Consider the following 17,297-nt stretch of genomic DNA (forward strand, 5'->3'; position numbering starts at 1 on the left):
CGCCCAAACAGATAAACGTTTGAATGGGATAGGCCAACACTTGCGTCAGGCATGGCGGCTGGTTGCCGAGGGCGGCGGGCTAGTCCCGCACGATTTCCAACACGGCGGCGCTGACGATCAGGACTGCGCCCAATAGCTCGCGCAGGCCGAACGGTTCGCCCGAAAAGGCTGCGGCCGAGGCTAGGCCGACGACGACTTCGCTCATGAGCAAAAGGCCGACACGGGCAGGCGACAACTTGGTTGCCGGCCAGATTGTCATGAAAACCATGGGCAACGTGTAGAAGGCGGACAAAAGTACGAATTGCAGGGTCCAGAGGATATCCGCTTTGGTGAGTTTCGGCAGGGCCGGTTCCGGAAGCACTGTCAAACTGATAAGCGACAGAATGAGCGCGCCCATCACAAAGGCAAAGACCTGTCCCGAAGCAGAGATCGTGCTGGTCCGGTACAGGCCCAGCGTGCCAAGCGCCCAGCACATACCGGACGCCAGCGCCAGCCAGTCGCCGATATTCTGAGGCCAGGGCACAAAATTTGAACCGCCGAGGACCACGAAAAGGCCTCCGACTCCGCAGACAAGGCCGGCTATGCGTCCCAGCCAAAGACGCTCATCCAAAAAGATCAGCCCCAGAATCGTGCCCCAGATCGGGGTGAGGTAAAACAACAGGATCGACCGCACGACGTCCGTGTAGACAAGGCTGATCGAATAGAGGCTGAATGCCGCGCCGGTGAACATCCCGCTGAACACCAGATCGCGCCATTGCAGGGTCAGCGCCCGCCGCTCTTTCCAGACGAACGGAACAAGCCCCAGAAGTGCGGCACTGTACATCGCTATCCCTGGCCAGGGTCCGGAGAGACCCAGATCATAGAAGAACCGCACGGGTATCCAGTACAGGCCCCACATCATCCCGCCGGCCACCAGAACAATGCTGGCCCAGGTTCTGCTGTTTGTAGCTGCTTCGGTGGAAACCATTTGCTCTCCGGGTGATCTGGGGGCCGCTTGTTGGCGCTTTTCGCCTATGGGACGTTGTTCGTCGCCGGGATAGGCTATTCGGATGCTGTTGATCAAGGAACGCCGTGGCGATTGGGTGCGTTCCGTGTTGGTTGCCCAATTTTGCGGCGAAGTAAGCGGGGCGAAACACGTTTCCTTGCGCACCACTATGGCTGAGGGGTTGCACCCGGCCACCAGCGTGGCACTTTAAGCATCAGTGATTTGATCGGAAGCCCATGTCGCCTGATTCAACCCTGCGGATTGCAAGCTATAATATCCAGAAATGCGTCGGGCTGGACTTTCGCCGTCAGCCCCAGCGCATCATGCAGGTCATCGAAAGCATGCAAGCGGATATCGTCGTGTTGCAAGAGGCCGACAAGCGGCTGCCCCCCAGACCTGCCGCGTTGCCGCATTTCATGCTGGACGAGGCCGGTTGGAAGATCGTCGACCTGGGTGGTGCCGGTAGTCTGGGATGGCACGGAAACGCTGTCATTTGGCGCGGGGACAGAATCGGTGTTCGGCGGACCGGACATCACGACCTGCCGGGGCTGGAACCCAGGGGCGCAGTGCGGGTTGAATTCGATACCCAGATCGGGCCGCTAAGGGTGATGGGGATGCATCTTGGGCTGTTGCCCGCATCCCGGCGGCAGCAGATCCACCATATCCGGCGCTGCGATGAGGATCTGGATCAGATGCCCACCGTCTGGGCCGGGGACTTCAACGAATGGTCGCGGCAACCCGTGCTCGACCATCTTGCGCCCGATATGCGCTTTTTGCCTCCGGTCCCGAGCTTTCCTGCCGCACAGCCACTGGGGGCGCTTGACCGCATTGCGCTGGGCGAAGGGCTTGAGGCGGTTCTCCATGGGGTGCACAACACCCGGCCTGCGCATATCGCGTCGGACCACCTGCCGATATGGGCCGATCTGCGCCGCGAGGGTTAGGCGCAATTCGGCTGTGGCGCCAGCGGCGCAGACGTATTAAGACAGAAACCCGAACTAATCTGAGGGTCACCATGTCCGACACGATCATCGCCCGTTGTGAAGCTAAAGGTCTGCGTATGACGGGTCAGCGCCGCACGATTGCGCAGGTGTTGCAGCAAAGCGAAGATCATCCGGATGTCGAGGAGCTTTATGCCCGGGCCTCGAAAGTGGACTCCGGCATTTCCATCGCCACGGTTTATCGCACCGTGAAGCTGTTCGAAGAGGCGGGGATTCTCGAGCGGCTGGAATTCGGCGACGGACGCGCGCGCTATGAAGACGCCGAGCGGGATCACCACGACCACCTGATCGACATGCAATCGGGCGAGGTGATCGAATTCGTAGATCCCGAGATCGAGGCCCTGCAGGAAAAAATTGCTGCAAAGCTTGGCTATAAGCTGAAAGGGCATCGGCTGGAACTGTACGGCGTTCCGCTGGAACAGGACTGATTCATCACGAATCGCGATTGGTTGCCGCACGGCAATTCATAAATCATGTCGCAATATCGCTTGCGGCGTCGCGAATGTTTCGGTTTTGGTGACTCAAGGGCGCAAATTTTAACAGCCCAATCCAACGGACACGCGCATGAACAACGTTAACGGCATTTTGCTGATCATAGGGTCGATGGCGGCCTTTTCGCTTGAGGACATGTTCATCAAGCACCTGTCGACCAGTGTATCGACCGGTCAGATCATGATCGTGCTGGGTCTGTTCTGCGGACTGGTGTTTGTTGTGATGTCGTTGGCGACCCGCAAACGCATCTTGGACCCTATCGCCTGGCAGCCGTTGCCACTGGCCCGGGCAGGGGCCGAAGCGGTGGGGGCGCTGACCTTTGTCACCGCGCTGTCTCTGGTCGAGCTGTCTACGGTCGCCGCTGTCTTTCAGGCTATGCCGCTGGCCGTGACCATGGGGGCTGCGCTGTTTCTTGGTGAGCACGTTGGCTGGCGACGGTGGAGCGCCATTGGCGTCGGCTTCATTGGTGTCCTGATGATTATTCGGCCCGGTTTTGAAGGGTTTCGGCCCGAGTCGCTGTTCGTCGTGGCCACCGTTGTTGCGATTGCCTCACGTGACCTGATCACGCGCAAACTGGACGTCCGCGTGGCTTCATCCGTTGTCGCCTTGCAGGCTTACATTGCGGTGGCGGTTGCGGGCGCGGTTCTGATGGTCTTTTCGGCTCAGCCCGTTGTTCCGCTTCAGACCACGCAGCTTGGTCCGTATCTGGGCGCAATCGGTTTTGGCGTTCTGGGCTACTACGGAATCGTGACGGCAATGCGGATCGGAGAGGCCTCGGCCCTGACTCCGTTCCGGTACACCCGTCTGGTGTTCTCGATTGCCGCCGGGATGCTGATGTTTGGTGAGCGCCCTGACCTCATGACTGTGGCGGGGGCCGCTCTGATCCTCGGGTCGGGCATGTATACCTTTCTCCGTGAACGCAGGTTGGCGCGCGAATTGGCTGTTGCGGCCTGACGGATCGTCGCACGTTGGCGCAAACAGGAAACTGTTAGCCCTAAAGTGCAGGGAATATGTGTGTTAGCGGTAACGCTGCCGGTTTACTTTTGGCCCGGTGATGCTATGAGGCATGCAACCAAATGCAGCCATAGGGACGGGCCTCATGAGCACAATCATCGACATCCACGCACGCGAAATCCTGGACAGCCGGGGCAATCCTACCGTCGAGGTGGACGTGATCCTGGAAGACGGCACCATGGGCCGAGCGGCAGTTCCCTCGGGTGCATCGACGGGCGCCTATGAGGCCGTTGAAAAGCGCGACGGTGATAAATCGCGTTACATGGGTAAAGGTGTGCTTGAGGCCGTCGCCGCGGTGAACGGCGAAATCGCCGAAGAGCTGGTGGGCTATGACGCGACCGAGCAGGTGGCAATCGACGGCGCGATGATCGAACTGGACGGGACCGAGAATAAAAGCCGTCTGGGCGCCAATGCCATTCTGGGTGTGTCACTGGCGACCGCAAAGGCCGCTGCGGATTTCACCACGCAGCCTCTGTATCGCTATGTCGGCGGCACCTCGGCACGTGTTCTGCCCGTTCCGATGATGAACATCATCAACGGCGGTGAGCACGCCGACAACCCGATCGATATTCAGGAATTCATGATCATGCCGACCTCGGCCGCGAATATTCGCGAAGCCGTGCGTATGGGCTCTGAAGTGTTCCACACGTTGAAACGTGAGCTCTCGGCGGCTGGTCTGGCCACCGGTGTCGGAGACGAGGGTGGTTTTGCCCCGAACATTGCATCCACCCGTGAGGCGCTGGATTTCATCCTGCAGTCCATCGCAAAGGCTGGCTACAAGCCGGGCGAGGAAATCCACCTGGCGCTGGATTGCGCGGCCACCGAATACTACAAGGACGGCAAATACGTTCTGTCGGGCGAGAACATCTCGCTGACCTCAGAGGAAAACGCCGAGTATCTGGCGGCGCTGGTCAAAGACTACCCGATCATCTCGATCGAAGACGGTATGTCCGAGGATGACTGGGACGGCTGGAAAGCCCTGACTGACGCCATCGGCGACAAGGTTCAGCTGGTAGGCGACGACCTGTTCGTGACCAACCCGGCGCGTCTGGCCGAAGGGATCGAGCGTGGTTGTGCGAACTCGATGCTGGTCAAGGTGAACCAGATCGGATCGCTGACCGAAACCCTGCGTGCCGTAGATATGGCGCACCGCGCGCGTTACACCAATGTCATGTCGCACCGCTCGGGCGAGACCGAGGACGCTACTATTGCTGATCTGGCGGTTGCGACCAACTGCGGCCAAATCAAAACCGGCTCGCTGGCCCGTTCGGACCGGTTGGCCAAGTACAACCAACTGATCCGCATCGAGGAATCGTTGGGTGAGGTCGCGGAATACGCCGGCGCATCCATCCTGAAGCGCTAACCAGCCTTACGTCGATTGTTTTGGACCGGCCTTTTGCATAGGGGCCGGTCTTTTTTGTAGTTTTCGTGTTTCACTCAATCGAAATGCACGTTTGAGTTGCTGAAGAGAGGCGCTAGGGAAAATATCGATTGTTCATAAAGCATTTAACTATCTTCGGGTTGCTCCAAATTCTGACAACGACCGCTTGGGCGGACTACAGGTTGGAGGATGGAACAACCGTTATGCCACTGGAGGCGTTGCAGGAATACGGCGTCTGCCCCGAGATGATAGCCCTTCCGCTTGGTGAGTTCATCATGGGCGGACCGCCGGGGGAGTCTAAGCAAAACTTCCATTGGGACGAAAAGGGCTTTCGGCTTGCAACGCCCGAAGGTCCATACATTTCATTTCACGAAGGACCTGTGCATCCAGTAACAGTGGACATTCCCATCGCCATGGGCAGGAATGAAGTGACTTATGGCGAAAGGACGGCCTGTGTCGATGATGGGGGCTGCAATGGGCATATGCCACAAAACTATGTGCTAGTTGCAGACAAACCACGAGCCAAGCTGACAGCACGACATCCGGTCATTGATGTGTCGTATCTGGATGCTGTTTCCTACACTGAATAGCTAAATGAAAAGGTAGGGGCGCCAGTCTACCGCCTGCCAACCGAAGCCGAATGAGAGTACGCCGCGCGGGCGGGAACTCAAACGCCATTTGCTCAGGGCGAAGACGTGAATACGGACCAGGTTAACTTTCTTTGTAAGCCAACTGAGGAAATGCTGGGTGAAGAACGTCCTGACCTTGTTTCCCGTGGCAAACCGGTTCGGGTTGATGAACTGGATGCAGCCAATGCATGGGGATTGCGGCATATGTCTGGCAATGTCAGCGAGCAAACGCTTTCTTGCCGGACCGAGACGTATGCAGGGTGGGAGACCTCAGGTCCGTATTTACAAATGGCTCGAGAACCCGCTAGCGAAATGCGTGTCGTACGAGGCGGGGCTTATTGGACCGCAATGGATTTTTCGCGAGTAGCCGTGCGAGGGTCTGCTGGCGTCAAGAGCAGATCCTCCACGTCAGGGTTTCGAGTTTTGCGTGATTTGAGAAGCACCTCGCAATAGCAGGTACCTGTGGCAAAACCGTCAAGCTGATCTGCCCATATTACGAGACGTCAAAAACTATGGCTGTGATCTTTCCCAACCGACGCTCTCCGTCTAAGCTGGGTCTCAATTTCGTTTGAGGATTTCGTCTTGCTAAAAGTTATTGAGCCAAAAACACCGGAGCACTTCGATGCTGTCCGGAGATTGTGCTGGGACTATCGAGATTTCCTGCTGACGTTAGACGAGAGATCCAGATGCATTGTTCATACTCTATACTCGCAAGAAAAATATGCGCGCGTGATGGAGGACATAGAAGTCATTCACTGCCCTCCGAATGGCGGAACCCGTCTTGCTTTAAAGGATGGTAAGCCCGTGGGATGCGGGATGTTCCATACGATCGAGCCGGGTGTCGCCGAAATCAAACGCGTGTTTGTGACCGAGTTTGCACGCGGTACGGGTTCGGGGTTCGCAATCATGCAATCCCTGATCGACGCGTGCAGGGCGCAGGGGTACGACTATATCCGCATGGATACCGGCAAACCCCTAGAGGCGGCGACTCGCCTGTACCTTTCGATGGGGTTTGAACTGCGCGATTCTTATTCGGAAGTTCCCGAAGTCGCCGACGGTCATCTGCTGTTTTTCGAAATGAAACTGACCTCGAAAAACGCGGATTAGTCAAAACGCCAAAGTTTATTTTTCAGCTGTTCCCATTGTTATTCTTTGGGAAACTGGGATTTGGCAAAATATCGTCGTCATAAATATCGTTATGTGTGAACTTTTACCTATTTGACCGGCCCCGGTGTCGCGTAATGTGCCTGCATTGCAGAAAGGAGCACGCCATGACTGGTTCGAAATTCCTTCTCGTAGCATCAGTGATCAGCACTGTTTTTCTGGCGGCCTGTGCAGGGCCGGGCACCTATCCGATCACGGGTGAACCGGTTTCCGCAAATGATCCGGTTCGGAACATGGAATCGCCCACTTACATATACCGCGGTGAAGCCCGTTAAGGTTTTCGTTGGGGGGGCGCCGGCGACAACGCCGGTAAGTTTGTTCTTAAATCAGAGCTTACGGCTCATGAGCACATAGCGATCGCGCGGTTTGAAGCCGGTGCGCAGATAAAGCTTCTGCGCGGATTCATTGGTGCGATCGACCTCAAGATGCAGGGCGGTCAAACCAGCCTCGGCAAGGGCCTTGGGTAGGTCCAAAAGAACTTCGGTGGCGATACCGCGGCCACGGACAGCAGGGCGGATGTATATTTCGTCCACGAAACCGTCCATGCCGCCAAATTCGACCGACCAGCCGAAGGTCAGGATGACATAGCCCAGCGGCGCGCGTCCGGGGCCAATCAAATACACGCACCCATGAGGGATACCGTCCAGCAAGGGGGCCAGAGCGCTGCGCGTCTGGTCCATATCCTGAGCAATCCCGGCTTCGGTATGGAAGGCGGTCACCAACCCCATAAGGCGGTCCAGGTCTTCGGGGCGGGCAAGGCGCAGGGCGGCGCTCATCTGTAATTTTCCAATGCTTTGGCCTCGGTTTGCGGTATCCATGCGGATTTGCAATCACCATAGGCGTGATGGTTGTCGGGATGCGCTGTGGCGCAATGAGATTTTACGGTGGCGTAGTTCCCGCGTGCCGCCGGATCAGCGCGCAGCGCATACCTAAAGGCGAGGCGGCGGGTGACTTCGGCAGAGCTCTCTACAAAGCAGTGAGCCAGCCGGAAGCGATTGCCAGTATTCGGATCATCCATGCGGACGCATCGGCGCCCCGGAAAACCCGCGTCACGCCAGCACAGGATTTCTGCGTTGGCCTCGTCTGGCCAGTTTGGGTTGGCGGGTCCCAGCAGGCTCATAGTCGGGCCAGTCGTTCGGTGAGCAGGTCAAAAAAACCGTCAGCGTCTACTTCACCGATGAACATCGCGTTGGGCGGGTGATCGGTGACGCCCCACCAATCGGCCACGGTCATGCCCATAGTCAGTTCGGACTGAGTTTCGATCTGAACGTTGATGTGGCGGCCCGAGAACAGCTCGGGGCGGATCAGGTACGCCGTCACACAAGGGTCATGCAAAGGCGCGCCCTCAGAGCCATATTTCTCTTTGTCGAAGCGCTCAAAGAAATCGGTCATCTCGGCTACGGCATGGCCGACCTCGCTGTCCAGCGCGCGGAAGGCGTCGTTGCGGTGCTTTGTGACCAGAGCGTCGTGGGTTACGTCTAATGGCATGACAACGATGTGGACGCCGGATCTGAACACGATATCAGCTGCTTCGGGGTCGACGTAAATGTTGAATTCGGCGGTCGGCGTGATGTTCCCAACCTCGAAATACGCACCGCCCATCAGAACGATCTCTTGCACCCGATCGACGATGTCGGGGGCTTTCTCGAACGCGGTAGCGATGTTCGTCAGCGGCCCCAGAGGGCAAAGTGTTATGGTGCCGGGCTCATGCGCGCGCAGTGTTTCGATGATAAAATCAACTGCGTGGCCGTCGGCCAACGGCATCTCTGGGTCGGGCAGAACGGGACCGTCCAGTCCGGTTTTTCCGTGTACATGTTCAGCAGTGACCAGAGGTCGGTTCAGCGGGCGGTCGCACCCCGCATAGACAGGAATCTGCGTGTGTCCGGCCAGTTCGCACACGATCCGCGCATTCTTGGCTGTTAACGCCAGCGGGACGTTTCCGGCAACTGCGGTAATGCCTAGAACATCAATCTCTTCGGGGCTGGCCAGTGCCAACAAGATGGCGACAGCGTCGTCCTGTCCGGGGTCGGTGTCGATGATGATCTTGCGCGGTGCCATAGCTTGCCTCCGGGGTCTTGAAGCGCGGACACTCGCAAGTGTCACCGCGCTTGTCCAGCGGTTTCAGGCGTCTGTCGTCGCATCCACAGGCGGGAGTTTGCCATTGGCGCGATGCTCATCGGTTTTGACCTCGTCCCACAGCGCGTCCATCTCGGCCAGATCGCTTTGTGACGGAGTTTTGCCGCGGTCAGCAAGTCGCGCCTCGACCTGTTCGAAACGCCGGGTGAACTTGGCGTTGGTGCGGCGCAGAGCGGCTTCGGGTTCGATTCCCAGATGGCGGCCCAAATTGACCATCACGAACAGCAGGTCGCCGAACTCATCCTCAAGCGCATCGGCGTCCATCTTGTCGCGCGCTTCTTCCAACTCGGCGGCCTCTTCGGTGATCTTGGCCAGCACATGACTGGCATCCGGCCAGTCGAAGCCCACGCGGGCGGCGCGTTTCTGCAGCTTATGAGCGCGCAAAAGCGCGGGCAGGTTGGCGGCGACCCCGTCCAGCGCGCCTTTCTGTTCCTTGCCTGCCCGTTCAGCTGCCTTGATGGTTTCCCAATCCACGGTCTGCTGATCCGCCGACTTGTCGCGGGATTCGTCACCGAACACATGGGGGTGCCGCGCGACCATCTTGTCCGACATGGTGCGCACCACGTCCTGAAAGGTGAAATGCCCGGCCTCTTCAGCCATTTGGGCGTGGAAGACGGACTGGAACAGGAGATCGCCCAGCTCTCCTTTCAACTCGTCATAGGCTTCCCGCTCGATGGCGTCGGCGACCTCATAGGCCTCTTCGATCGTATAGGGCGCGATGGTGGCAAAATCCTGTTCGATGTCCCACGGACAGCCCGTTTCCGGGTCGCGCAGGCGGCGCATGATTTCCAGCAAACGCTCAATCCCTGCGTCGCTGTCATGGATCAGAGGATTTTCGGCCATTGCGAACCCTTTCGTTCCGGTGTCAGATGCATCCATTCCGCAGTCAGGATCAGGAGTCCACCCCAGATGCCCGTCGTCAACCGAATTGCCGATTACTCCGCCGATATGGCCGCATGGCGCCAACACCTGCATTCGATCCCCGAGTTGGAGTTCGAATGCCATGAAACGGCGGCATTCGTGGCGGACCGGTTGCGAGAATTCGGAGTGGACGAGCTGCATGACGGCATCGCCAAGACCGGCATCGTTGCGATCATCAACGGGCAGGATGAAGGGCCAACGATTGGCCTGCGCGCCGATATGGACGCGCTGCCGATCCCGGAAGAGACGGGTGTTGAATATGCTTCGACCAATCCCGGCAAGATGCACGCTTGCGGTCACGACGGACACACCACAATGTTGCTGGGCGCTGCGCGCTATCTGGCCGAGACGCGGAACTTTCGCGGCCGCGTGGCGCTGATCTTCCAACCAGCCGAGGAAGAAGGCGGAGGCGCGGGCGTGATGGTCGAAGAGGGCATCATGGACCGCTTCGACATCTCGCAGGTCTATGCGCTGCACAACGCGCCGAACCTGCCCGAGGGAGCATTCCACACGACGCCGGGGCCGATCATGGCCGCGGTGGATACGTTCGAGATTCATATTCAGGGCGTCGGCGGCCACGGGGCCATGCCGCATGAAACCCGCGATCCGGTGATGGCGGCTTGTGGCATTGCGCAGGCCATTCAGACCATCGTCAGCCGCAATCACTACGCGCTGGATGATCTGGTCGTCTCGGTCACACAAATCCACACCGGGACCGTGAATAACGTGATCCCCGATACGGCTTTCATCAACGGCACGGTCCGAACCTTTGATCCAACTGTCCAGCAGATGGTGATTGAGCGGATGGGGCAGATCGTGCAGGGGCAGGCAATCTCGTACGGGGTCGAGGCTCGGTTGGACTATGAAAAGAACTATCCAGCCACCATCAACGACGGTGAAAAGGCCGGTTTCGCTGCCGAGGTCGCGCGCGACGTGTCCGGGGCCGAGCGCGTGGTCGGCAATATGGGGCGTGAGATGGGGGCCGAGGACTTTTCATACATGCTGCAATCGCGTCCAGGTGCCTATCTGTTCCTGGGGCAGGGTGAAGGGGCCGGGCTGCACCATCCGAAATACAACTTCAATGACGAGATCGCGCCGGTTGGCGCTTCGTTCTTTGCACGGATCGTCGAAAAGGCGCAGCCGCTGGGCTGATGGGGGAAAGACATGGCACTGGAAGACGCAAAAAATCAGGTAGATGAGGCATTTACCAACCCTGACCTCAAAGGGCTGTCTTACGAGAACACCTTTGGCGGCGCGACATCGTTCCTGCGCCGTCTCTATACCAAGGACCTGAAAGGAGTAGACATCGCCGTGACCGGTGTGCCCTTTGATCAGGCTGTGACGAACCGACCCGGCACCCGACTTGGCCCCCGTGCGATCCGCGAGGCCAGCGCTTTGCAATCGCCCGATGCGCCCTACGGCTGGCCCTTCGATGCGCTTAGCGAACTGGCAATCGTGGATTATGGAGACATGGCTTATGACTATGCCAATATCCCTGCCTTTCCCGATACGTTGACCGATCACATCCGCACTATTCTGGCCGCTGATGTATCCTCGGTTACGCTGGGCGGGGACCACTATATCAGCTTCCCAATCCTCAAGGCTTATGCCGAGAAATACGGGCCGATGTCACTGCTGCAATTCGATGCGCATACCGATACGTGGGCCGATGATGATATGTCCCGCGTGGATCACGGGACGATGTTTTACAAGGCGGTGAAATCGGGGATCGTAGACCCGAAACGCTCGGTTCAGGTCGGTATCCGCACGACCAACGAGGATACTCTGGGCGTCAACATCATCGACGCGCGCGAAGTCTACGAATCCGGCCCTGCCGCCGTGGCGCAAAAGATCAAAGGTATATTAGGCGATAGCCCGGTTTACCTGAGCTTTGACATCGACGGGCTGGACCCGGCCTTTGCCCCCGGCACCGGCACACCGGTTTGGGGTGGTCTGACTTCGATCCAGACCCAGATCATCCTGCGCGACATTGCCGGGATTAACATCAAAGGCGGGGACGTAGTAGAGGTTTCTCCACCCTATGACACGTCCGGAGCGACGGCCATTGCAGGCGCGCATGTGGCGACCCAGATCATCTGCCTGCTGGGTTGGAACAAGCTGGTGCAGGATTAACCTTTGGTTAGCCATCTTTCCGGTATCTGGTTAACCAAAAGCCGGACGGGAGAAATACGGGCATGACAGTCTTTAACCAACCGATCAGCGGCAATGATCTGGCGCGGTTCTCCGGGCCGAACACGTTCATGCGGTTGCCGCAGGCGGATTCGCTGGCCGGGCTGGACGTGGCTGTACTGGGTATCCCAATGGATATAGGCACCTCTTGGCGGTCGGGGACACGGTTCGGGCCGAAACAGATCCGCAGCGAAAGCGCGATGATCCGGCCTTATAACATGGCCAATTCCGCAGCTCCGTTCGATAGCCTGCAGATTGCGGATATCGGTGATCTGGCGATCAACACCTTCTCATTGGCCGAAAGCCTGAAGATCATCAGGGACAGCTACGATTCCATTCTCGATCAGGCGGTTATCCCGGTAGCGATGGGCGGAGACCACTCGATCACGCTGCCGATCCTGCGCGCCATCGCGGCCAAGCACGGACCCGTGGCTCTGGTCCATGTCGATGCCCATGCGGATGTGAACGACGAAATGTTTGGCGAGCGTGAAACCCACGGCACCGTCTTCCGCCGTGCGTATGAAGAAGGGCTGATCGTCCCGGACAAAACCTTTCAGATCGGAATTCGCGGTTCGGGTTACGCCGCCAGCGATTTCACCGAGGCGCGAGACTGGGGCTTTCGCCAATTCCCGGCCTGGGAGCTGTGGCAACAGAACCTGACCGAAATTGGTTCGCAAATCCGTAAGACGATCGGCGATCATCCGGTCTATATCACCTATGACATCGACAGTCTTGACCCGGCTTACGCCCCCGGCACCGGTACACCTGAGATCGGAGGGTTGACCACGCCTCAGGCGCTGCAATTGATCCATGCATTGGCGGGTGTGAATGTGGTCGGGTGTGATCTGGTCGAGGTCTCTCCGCCCTACGATCAGTCGGGGAATACGGCGCTTACGGCGGCCAACCTGTTGTTTGAGTTGCTATGCATCCTGCCAGGCGTGACGTCGCGGTAAAGGGTAGTTTGGTATCTTGCCCCCAATACGGGTCGGAATATGATCTTTCGAAAGGGACAAGATTGGGATGAAGATGATTGCGCTATGGCTTGTTGTCGGTGTCGTTGTGCCGGGTGCTGCCTATATCCGGCTTGCGCCCTCCGACCCGGCGAAATGGCATGTTGCGCCGGTCGGCGATCGAGATCGCGACCTCGAAGGCGGCGCATTTCGCGTGGTCGAAGCGGGTCCGGACGGTTTGTCGCGGCTGGATGCCTTCGCGCGGGAAACAGCGCGGACTTCGGTGTTGGCGGGATCGGTTGATGAGGGGATGATTACCTACATCACCCGCACAAAAGTGATAGGCTTTCCAGACTACACCACCGTTCAGCAGGATGGCGACACCTTGCGTATATATGGACGCCTGAGGTTTGGCAGATCAGATTTTGGCGTGAACCGCACCCGCGTCGACGGGTGGCTTGCTCTGCTGCAGCCCTGAAGACATGCAGCCCTCCTGCACCTCGCGCCACATCGGAACGTTCAGCGACATCTGGCATTGCGCCATGAACATGCGGCCATCGACCTGCAGACAGATCATTTCGCCCAACTCAACGCGCGTACCTGATTTATCGGTGCAATAGCAGTCCTGAACCTTGCCGCCGGGACCTACCACATCGGCCAGAACCGGCGTCGTGAACAGTGCTAAAACAAGTGCCAACCGTTTCATGATCACAAGCTTAGCACAGCGGCGGGCCTTGACCAAAGCCCCGGATTGATAGACACCGCCCGAATGATCCCCGAAGAACGACTTGAACAGATAACCCAGCGATTCCAGTACCTCGAAGCGGCCATGGCGGATGGTGCCTCGGGTGGGGACATTGCGGCCTTGGCCAAGGAATACTCCGACCTCAAGCCGGTCGTGGATCAGATCATGGCCTGGCGCCAGTTGGTGTCCGATCTGGCCGAGGCCGAGTCGATGCTGGCCGACCCGGACATGAAGGAACTGGCCGAAGAGGAAATTCCGAGCCTGCAAGCGCGAATCCCTGACGCGGAGCATGCGTTGCAGCTGGCATTGTTGCCCAAGGACGCGGCGGATGCACGGCCCGCGATGTTGGAAATCCGGCCCGGAACCGGCGGTGATGAGGCCGCGCTGTTCGCCGGTGACCTGCTGCGCATGTATCAGCGCTACGCAGAGGCGCATGGATGGCAATTCGAGATCATCGAAGAACAAGCCTCTGATCTGGGCGGGATCAAAGAGGTCGTGGCCCATATCAAGGGTGAGAATGTCTTTGCCCGCATGAAGTACGAATCTGGCGTGCATCGGGTGCAACGCGTACCCGAAACTGAAAGCGGCGGGCGGATTCACACCTCGGCGGCCACAGTTGCGGTTCTGCCCGAGGCCGAGGATGTCGATATTCAGATCGAATCCAACGACATCCGCATCGACACGATGCGCAGTTCCGGTGCGGGCGGGCAACACGTGAACACGACCGACTCGGCGGTGCGGATCACCCATCTGCCGACCGGGATTGTCGTGACCAGTTCCGAAAAATCGCAACACCGCAACCGTGAGATCGCGATGCAGGTACTGAAGACACGGTTGTACGATATGGAGCGCCAGCGGATCGACAGCGAACGCTCGGCAGATCGGGCCAGCCAAGTCGGTTCTGGAGATCGCTCTGAACGGATCAGGACCTACAATTTCCCGCAAGGTCGCATGACGGATCACCGCATCAACCTGACGCTCTACAGGCTGGATCAGGTGATGCAGGGCGATCTGGACGAAGTGATCGACGCGCTGACCGCTGACGATCAGGCCCGGCTGTTGGCGGAGATGGCGCTATGATTGCCGCGCTGACAGCGGCTCAGGCCATGGTCGCCGCCACAGCGCGGTTGCGTGCCGCCGGTGTGGACGACCCGGCGCGCGATGCGCGGGTTTTGCTGGCCCATGCGGCCCGGATCGAGGCCAGTCGCGTCACCCTGATCGCACCTGAGGAATTGTCGCCCGAAATCGCTGAACGCTACGACCAGTTGATATCGCTTCGCGCCGTGCGGGTGCCGGTGTCGCATCTGCTGGGCGAGCGCGAATTCTATGGTCGTCGGTTTCGCGTCAGCCGCGACGTGCTGGACCCGCGCCCCGAGACCGAAGCGCTGATCGAAGCGGCGCTGAGCGAACCGTTCGATCATGTTCTGGATTTGGGCGTGGGGTCGGGCTGCATCTTGATCACGCTACTGGCCGAACGCTCAAGTGCGACAGGCGTTGGTGCCGATCTGAGCGAGGCAGCGTGCCTGCAGGCCAGCGCCAATGCCGTGCAGCATCAGGTGCAGAGCCGTCTCGAGATCCTGCAATCCGACTGGTTCCAGAACATAGATGGCCTGTACGACCTTATCGTTTCAAACCCGCCCTACATTTCCCTGTCTGAAATGGATGAGTTGTCGCCGGAAGTGCGCGAGCACGAACCGCGTTTGGCGCTGACGGACGAGGGGGACGGGTTGGGCGCCTATCGCCACATTGCTGCCGGCGCACCGGATTTTCTGATGCCGGGCGGGCGTCTGCTCGTCGAAATCGGGCCAACTCAGGGGCGCAGCGTTGCGGCACTGTTCGAGTCGGCAGGGCTGACGGCAACACAGATCATACCCGATCTGGATGGTCGTGACCGTGTCGTTTTTGCCAAAATGCCGCAGTAAGTAGGCATTCTGACGCCGAAAAGCGCCGATTGATGTAAAAATCCTGCGAATTTTTGGACAAACCCCTTGTCTGCACGCGCAGGACGTGTTTACTCAGGTTCAGTCAGAGAGGTTGACGCTGGTTCAGCGGGCCCCTGACGCCAAGCCCAAAAAAGTCGACATCGCGTCACAGCTAAAGCGTTTGAGCAGTGCAGGATGCGGGTTGATCGACAGTGAATGACAAGGCTGACGTAAAGTAAATGAGATCTTCCAAATCCCGCTCGCGGGCCAAGAACAACCGCAATCGTCCCTCTGGGGGTAACGTCGTAAACCGGGTTTTTGACAGCTCGGGCCCCGAGGGTAAAGTGCGCGGCACGCCCCAGCAGATCATCGACAAATACAATCAGCTGGCGCGAGACGCCCAGCTGTCCAACGACCGTGTGGCCGCCGAGAACTTTCAGCAGCACGCAGAGCACTATCTGCGCTTACTGAGCGAAGCACAGCGCGAGATGGAAGCGCGCCGCGAAGAACAGGAGCGCCAGAACCGCGAGCGTCAGGCCGAGCGTGATCGCGAACGCGCCGAGCGTCAGGAGCGTGAAGCTGCCTCTCGTCAGGCCGATCCGGCCGAGGCGCCGCAGCCTGATGTGATGGATTTCACCCCCGAGGCAACGGCTCCGGAATCCGGTCTGGTCGAAACGCCGGAAAGCAAGGATGACGCACCGGCTGCGGAAGCCCCGACGAAAAAGGAAAAGCCGGCCCGTCGTCCGCGCACCCGCAAACCCAAGGCTGCGCCCGAAGCCGCCGAGGAAGCCCCGACAAGCAACGGCGACGCGCCAGAAGCGGCTGAGTAATAAGGGCCGTAAGGAAGGATGAAAAAACTCCGGTCAATTGACCGGAGTTTTTTGCGTATGTGTTGCTGGGCTCGTTTGAAAGTTGACTAGATTCAGGCTGAAGACACATTTCTCGCCAATGCGCAGAAGGCCTCAAGCGAAACCTGTTCAGCGCGTTCCGTAGGTTGGATACCTGCAGCCTGCAGACGGTCTTCGATGTCCGGTGCAATGCCTTTCAACGAAGCGCGCAGCATTTTGCGGCGTTGATTGAAGGCGGCTGCGACGACACGCGACAGGGTTGCTGCGTCCGCAGGGTAACGCGGTTCGGGCAGGGCTGTCAGGTGGACCACTGCGCTGGACACTTTGGGCGGTGGGGTGAACGCTCCGGGGGGCAGGGACATCGCAATGCGCGCCTCGGCCCGCCACTGGGCAAGTATCGCAAGGCGGCCGTAGGCCTTGCTGCCGGGTTGGGCGACGATACGCTCGGCCACTTCGCGTTGGAACATCAGGGTCAGGCTTTGCCAGAACGGCGGCCACTCCGGCGGTGTCAGCCAGCGAACCAAAAGTTCGGTGCCCACGTTATAGGGTAGATTGGCGGCAATACGGATTGGCGGTGTCAGATGCGCCAATGGGTCGATTTCCAGCGCGTCCCCGTTGATCACCTCAAGCCGCCCCGGATATGCGGCGGCAATGTCGTTCAGCGCGGCAATGCACCGAGTATCCTTTTCGACCGCAACGACTTTACGTGCGCCTTCGGATAGCAAGCCGCGGGTCAGACCTCCGGGGCCGGGGCCGATCTCCAGCACGTCGCATTCGGTCAGGTCGCCTGCCTGCCGGGCGATCTTGGCCGTCAGGTTCAGGTCCAGCAGAAAGTTCTGCCCCAGCGATTTGCGTGCTGAAAGCTGATGCGTCGCGATGACCTCGCGCAGAGGGGGAAGGGAGTCGATTGCACTCATGTTCC

The 17,297-nt window shown here is 59.0% G+C and carries 20 protein-coding genes and 1 pseudogene; 14 read left to right on the plus strand and 7 right to left on the minus strand.

All coding sequences use genetic code 11. The features are described 5' to 3' along the window. Positions 1-79: 79 nt before the first annotated feature. The gene (locus ACR0AA_RS01815) at positions 80-967 is read right to left on the minus strand and encodes a DMT family transporter (protein WP_480660634.1); all 888 of its coding nucleotides are present in this window, start codon (positions 965-967) and stop codon (positions 80-82) included. Between the two features lie 254 nt (positions 968-1,221). Here ACR0AA_RS01815 and ACR0AA_RS01820 point away from each other — a divergent pair, with 254 nt between their 5' ends. The 7 genes and pseudogenes from ACR0AA_RS01820 to ACR0AA_RS01850 all read left to right on the plus strand — a co-directional run bounded on the left by ACR0AA_RS01820 (position 1,222) and on the right by ACR0AA_RS01850 (position 6,938). After that, positions 1,222-1,926 (plus strand): endonuclease/exonuclease/phosphatase family protein, encoded by a 705-nt coding sequence (locus ACR0AA_RS01820; RefSeq protein ID WP_480660632.1) that lies wholly within the window; start codon positions 1,222-1,224, stop codon positions 1,924-1,926. 71 nt (positions 1,927-1,997) lie between these two features. Continuing rightward, positions 1,998-2,411, plus strand: a complete 414-nt coding sequence (locus ACR0AA_RS01825; protein ID WP_170556884.1) for a Fur family transcriptional regulator — start codon at positions 1,998-2,000, stop codon at positions 2,409-2,411. Between the two features lie 136 nt (positions 2,412-2,547). Then, a complete protein-coding gene (locus tag ACR0AA_RS01830; RefSeq protein WP_480660629.1) occupies positions 2,548-3,429 on the plus strand; it encodes a DMT family transporter in 882 nt (293 codons plus the stop codon). A gap of 145 nt (positions 3,430-3,574) precedes the next feature. Beyond that, the gene (gene eno / locus ACR0AA_RS01835) at positions 3,575-4,852 is read left to right on the plus strand and encodes a phosphopyruvate hydratase (RefSeq protein WP_480660627.1); all 1,278 of its coding nucleotides are present in this window, start codon (positions 3,575-3,577) and stop codon (positions 4,850-4,852) included. Between the two features lie 263 nt (positions 4,853-5,115). Then, positions 5,116-5,952: pseudogene (locus tag ACR0AA_RS01840) on the plus strand (formylglycine-generating enzyme family protein). Between the two features lie 279 nt (positions 5,953-6,231). Next, positions 6,232-6,606: a GNAT family N-acetyltransferase gene (locus ACR0AA_RS01845; protein WP_480755325.1), complete on the plus strand. Its 375-nt coding sequence runs from the start codon at positions 6,232-6,234 to the stop codon at positions 6,604-6,606. A 164-nt stretch (positions 6,607-6,770) separates the two neighbouring features. Further along, on the plus strand, positions 6,771-6,938 hold the full coding sequence (locus ACR0AA_RS01850) for a hypothetical protein (protein ID WP_480660623.1): 168 nt from the start codon (positions 6,771-6,773) through the stop codon (positions 6,936-6,938). A 51-nt stretch (positions 6,939-6,989) separates the two neighbouring features. On the opposite strand, the gene ACR0AA_RS01855 is transcribed toward ACR0AA_RS01850, so the two are convergent. The 4 genes from ACR0AA_RS01855 to mazG form a co-directional block, all read right to left on the minus strand. Beyond that, the gene (locus ACR0AA_RS01855; protein ID WP_480660621.1) at positions 6,990-7,439 is read right to left on the minus strand and encodes a GNAT family N-acetyltransferase; all 450 of its coding nucleotides are present in this window, start codon (positions 7,437-7,439) and stop codon (positions 6,990-6,992) included. After that, positions 7,436-7,783 (minus strand): GrpB family protein, encoded by a 348-nt coding sequence (locus ACR0AA_RS01860; protein ID WP_480660619.1) that lies wholly within the window; start codon positions 7,781-7,783, stop codon positions 7,436-7,438. Before ACR0AA_RS01860 ends, ACR0AA_RS01855 begins: the two co-directional genes overlap by 4 nt. Further along, positions 7,780-8,721: a nucleoside hydrolase gene (locus ACR0AA_RS01865; protein ID WP_480660617.1), complete on the minus strand. Its 942-nt coding sequence runs from the start codon at positions 8,719-8,721 to the stop codon at positions 7,780-7,782. Before ACR0AA_RS01865 ends, ACR0AA_RS01860 begins: the two co-directional genes overlap by 4 nt. A 63-nt stretch (positions 8,722-8,784) precedes the next feature. Further along, the gene (mazG, locus tag ACR0AA_RS01870) at positions 8,785-9,642 is read right to left on the minus strand and encodes a nucleoside triphosphate pyrophosphohydrolase (RefSeq protein ID WP_480661201.1); all 858 of its coding nucleotides are present in this window, start codon (positions 9,640-9,642) and stop codon (positions 8,785-8,787) included. A 66-nt stretch (positions 9,643-9,708) separates the two neighbouring features. Here mazG and ACR0AA_RS01875 point away from each other — a divergent pair, with 66 nt between their 5' ends. The 4 genes from ACR0AA_RS01875 (at position 9,709) to ACR0AA_RS01890 (ending at position 13,338) form a co-directional block, all read left to right on the plus strand. After that, on the plus strand, positions 9,709-10,872 hold the full coding sequence (locus tag ACR0AA_RS01875; RefSeq protein WP_480660615.1) for a M20 aminoacylase family protein: 1,164 nt from the start codon (positions 9,709-9,711) through the stop codon (positions 10,870-10,872). Positions 10,873-10,884: 12 nt separating this feature from the next. Then, a complete protein-coding gene (gene speB, locus ACR0AA_RS01880; protein ID WP_480660613.1) occupies positions 10,885-11,853 on the plus strand; it encodes an agmatinase in 969 nt (322 codons plus the stop codon). A 62-nt stretch (positions 11,854-11,915) separates the two neighbouring features. Next, the gene (gene speB / locus ACR0AA_RS01885; RefSeq protein WP_480660611.1) at positions 11,916-12,863 is read left to right on the plus strand and encodes an agmatinase; all 948 of its coding nucleotides are present in this window, start codon (positions 11,916-11,918) and stop codon (positions 12,861-12,863) included. Positions 12,864-12,930: 67 nt separating this feature from the next. Then, entirely contained in the window at positions 12,931-13,338 is a 408-nt protein-coding gene (locus ACR0AA_RS01890; protein WP_480755326.1) for a DUF1499 domain-containing protein, read from the plus strand. On the opposite strand, the gene ACR0AA_RS01895 is transcribed toward ACR0AA_RS01890, so the two are convergent. Further along, positions 13,279-13,566, minus strand: a complete 288-nt coding sequence (locus ACR0AA_RS01895) for a hypothetical protein (protein ID WP_480755327.1) — start codon at positions 13,564-13,566, stop codon at positions 13,279-13,281. The genes ACR0AA_RS01890 and ACR0AA_RS01895 overlap by 60 nt on opposite strands. A gap of 63 nt (positions 13,567-13,629) precedes the next feature. Here ACR0AA_RS01895 and prfA point away from each other — a divergent pair, with 63 nt between their 5' ends. The 3 genes from prfA (at position 13,630) to ACR0AA_RS01910 (ending at position 16,357) form a co-directional block, all read left to right on the plus strand. Then, positions 13,630-14,685, plus strand: coding sequence for a peptide chain release factor 1 (gene prfA / locus ACR0AA_RS01900; protein ID WP_480755328.1), 1,056 nt, complete (start codon positions 13,630-13,632; stop codon positions 14,683-14,685). Next, a complete protein-coding gene (prmC, locus tag ACR0AA_RS01905) occupies positions 14,682-15,527 on the plus strand; it encodes a peptide chain release factor N(5)-glutamine methyltransferase (protein WP_480660604.1) in 846 nt (281 codons plus the stop codon). Before prfA ends, prmC begins: the two co-directional genes overlap by 4 nt. Before the next feature lie 239 nt (positions 15,528-15,766). Beyond that, positions 15,767-16,357, plus strand: coding sequence for a DUF4167 domain-containing protein (locus tag ACR0AA_RS01910; protein WP_480755329.1), 591 nt, complete (start codon positions 15,767-15,769; stop codon positions 16,355-16,357). A gap of 92 nt (positions 16,358-16,449) precedes the next feature. On the opposite strand, the gene rsmA is transcribed toward ACR0AA_RS01910, so the two are convergent. After that, complete coding sequence (gene rsmA / locus ACR0AA_RS01915; protein WP_480755330.1) at positions 16,450-17,292, minus strand: 16S rRNA (adenine(1518)-N(6)/adenine(1519)-N(6))-dimethyltransferase RsmA; 843 nt, start codon at positions 17,290-17,292, stop codon at positions 16,450-16,452. Positions 17,293-17,297: the final 5 nt, after the last annotated feature.

It is taken from the genome of Ruegeria sp. CE8 (genome assembly GCF_056537465.1).

Coding starts and splice junctions, on each gene's coding strand:
- ACR0AA_RS01830 (WP_480660629.1), top strand. CDS start 2,548: ATGAACAACGTTAACGGCATTTTGCTGATCATAGGGTCGATGGCGGCC.
- ACR0AA_RS01815 (WP_480660634.1), bottom strand. CDS start 967: ATGGTTTCCACCGAAGCAGCTACAAACAGCAGAACCTGGGCCAGCATT.
- mazG (WP_480661201.1), bottom strand. CDS start 9,642: ATGGCCGAAAATCCTCTGATCCATGACAGCGACGCAGGGATTGAGCGT.
- ACR0AA_RS01865 (WP_480660617.1), bottom strand. CDS start 8,721: ATGGCACCGCGCAAGATCATCATCGACACCGACCCCGGACAGGACGAC.
- ACR0AA_RS01895 (WP_480755327.1), bottom strand. CDS start 13,566: ATGAAACGGTTGGCACTTGTTTTAGCACTGTTCACGACGCCGGTTCTG.
- prfA (WP_480755328.1), top strand. CDS start 13,630: ATGATCCCCGAAGAACGACTTGAACAGATAACCCAGCGATTCCAGTAC.
- ACR0AA_RS01845 (WP_480755325.1), top strand. CDS start 6,232: ATGGAGGACATAGAAGTCATTCACTGCCCTCCGAATGGCGGAACCCGT.
- speB (WP_480660613.1), top strand. CDS start 10,885: ATGGCACTGGAAGACGCAAAAAATCAGGTAGATGAGGCATTTACCAAC.
- speB (WP_480660611.1), top strand. CDS start 11,916: ATGACAGTCTTTAACCAACCGATCAGCGGCAATGATCTGGCGCGGTTC.
- ACR0AA_RS01825 (WP_170556884.1), top strand. CDS start 1,998: ATGTCCGACACGATCATCGCCCGTTGTGAAGCTAAAGGTCTGCGTATG.
- ACR0AA_RS01820 (WP_480660632.1), top strand. CDS start 1,222: ATGTCGCCTGATTCAACCCTGCGGATTGCAAGCTATAATATCCAGAAA.
- ACR0AA_RS01850 (WP_480660623.1), top strand. CDS start 6,771: ATGACTGGTTCGAAATTCCTTCTCGTAGCATCAGTGATCAGCACTGTT.
- ACR0AA_RS01875 (WP_480660615.1), top strand. CDS start 9,709: ATGCCCGTCGTCAACCGAATTGCCGATTACTCCGCCGATATGGCCGCA.
- ACR0AA_RS01890 (WP_480755326.1), top strand. CDS start 12,931: ATGAAGATGATTGCGCTATGGCTTGTTGTCGGTGTCGTTGTGCCGGGT.
- prmC (WP_480660604.1), top strand. CDS start 14,682: ATGATTGCCGCGCTGACAGCGGCTCAGGCCATGGTCGCCGCCACAGCG.
- eno (WP_480660627.1), top strand. CDS start 3,575: ATGAGCACAATCATCGACATCCACGCACGCGAAATCCTGGACAGCCGG.
- rsmA (WP_480755330.1), bottom strand. CDS start 17,292: ATGAGTGCAATCGACTCCCTTCCCCCTCTGCGCGAGGTCATCGCGACG.
- ACR0AA_RS01910 (WP_480755329.1), top strand. CDS start 15,767: ATGAGATCTTCCAAATCCCGCTCGCGGGCCAAGAACAACCGCAATCGT.
- ACR0AA_RS01860 (WP_480660619.1), bottom strand. CDS start 7,783: ATGAGCCTGCTGGGACCCGCCAACCCAAACTGGCCAGACGAGGCCAAC.
- ACR0AA_RS01855 (WP_480660621.1), bottom strand. CDS start 7,439: ATGAGCGCCGCCCTGCGCCTTGCCCGCCCCGAAGACCTGGACCGCCTT.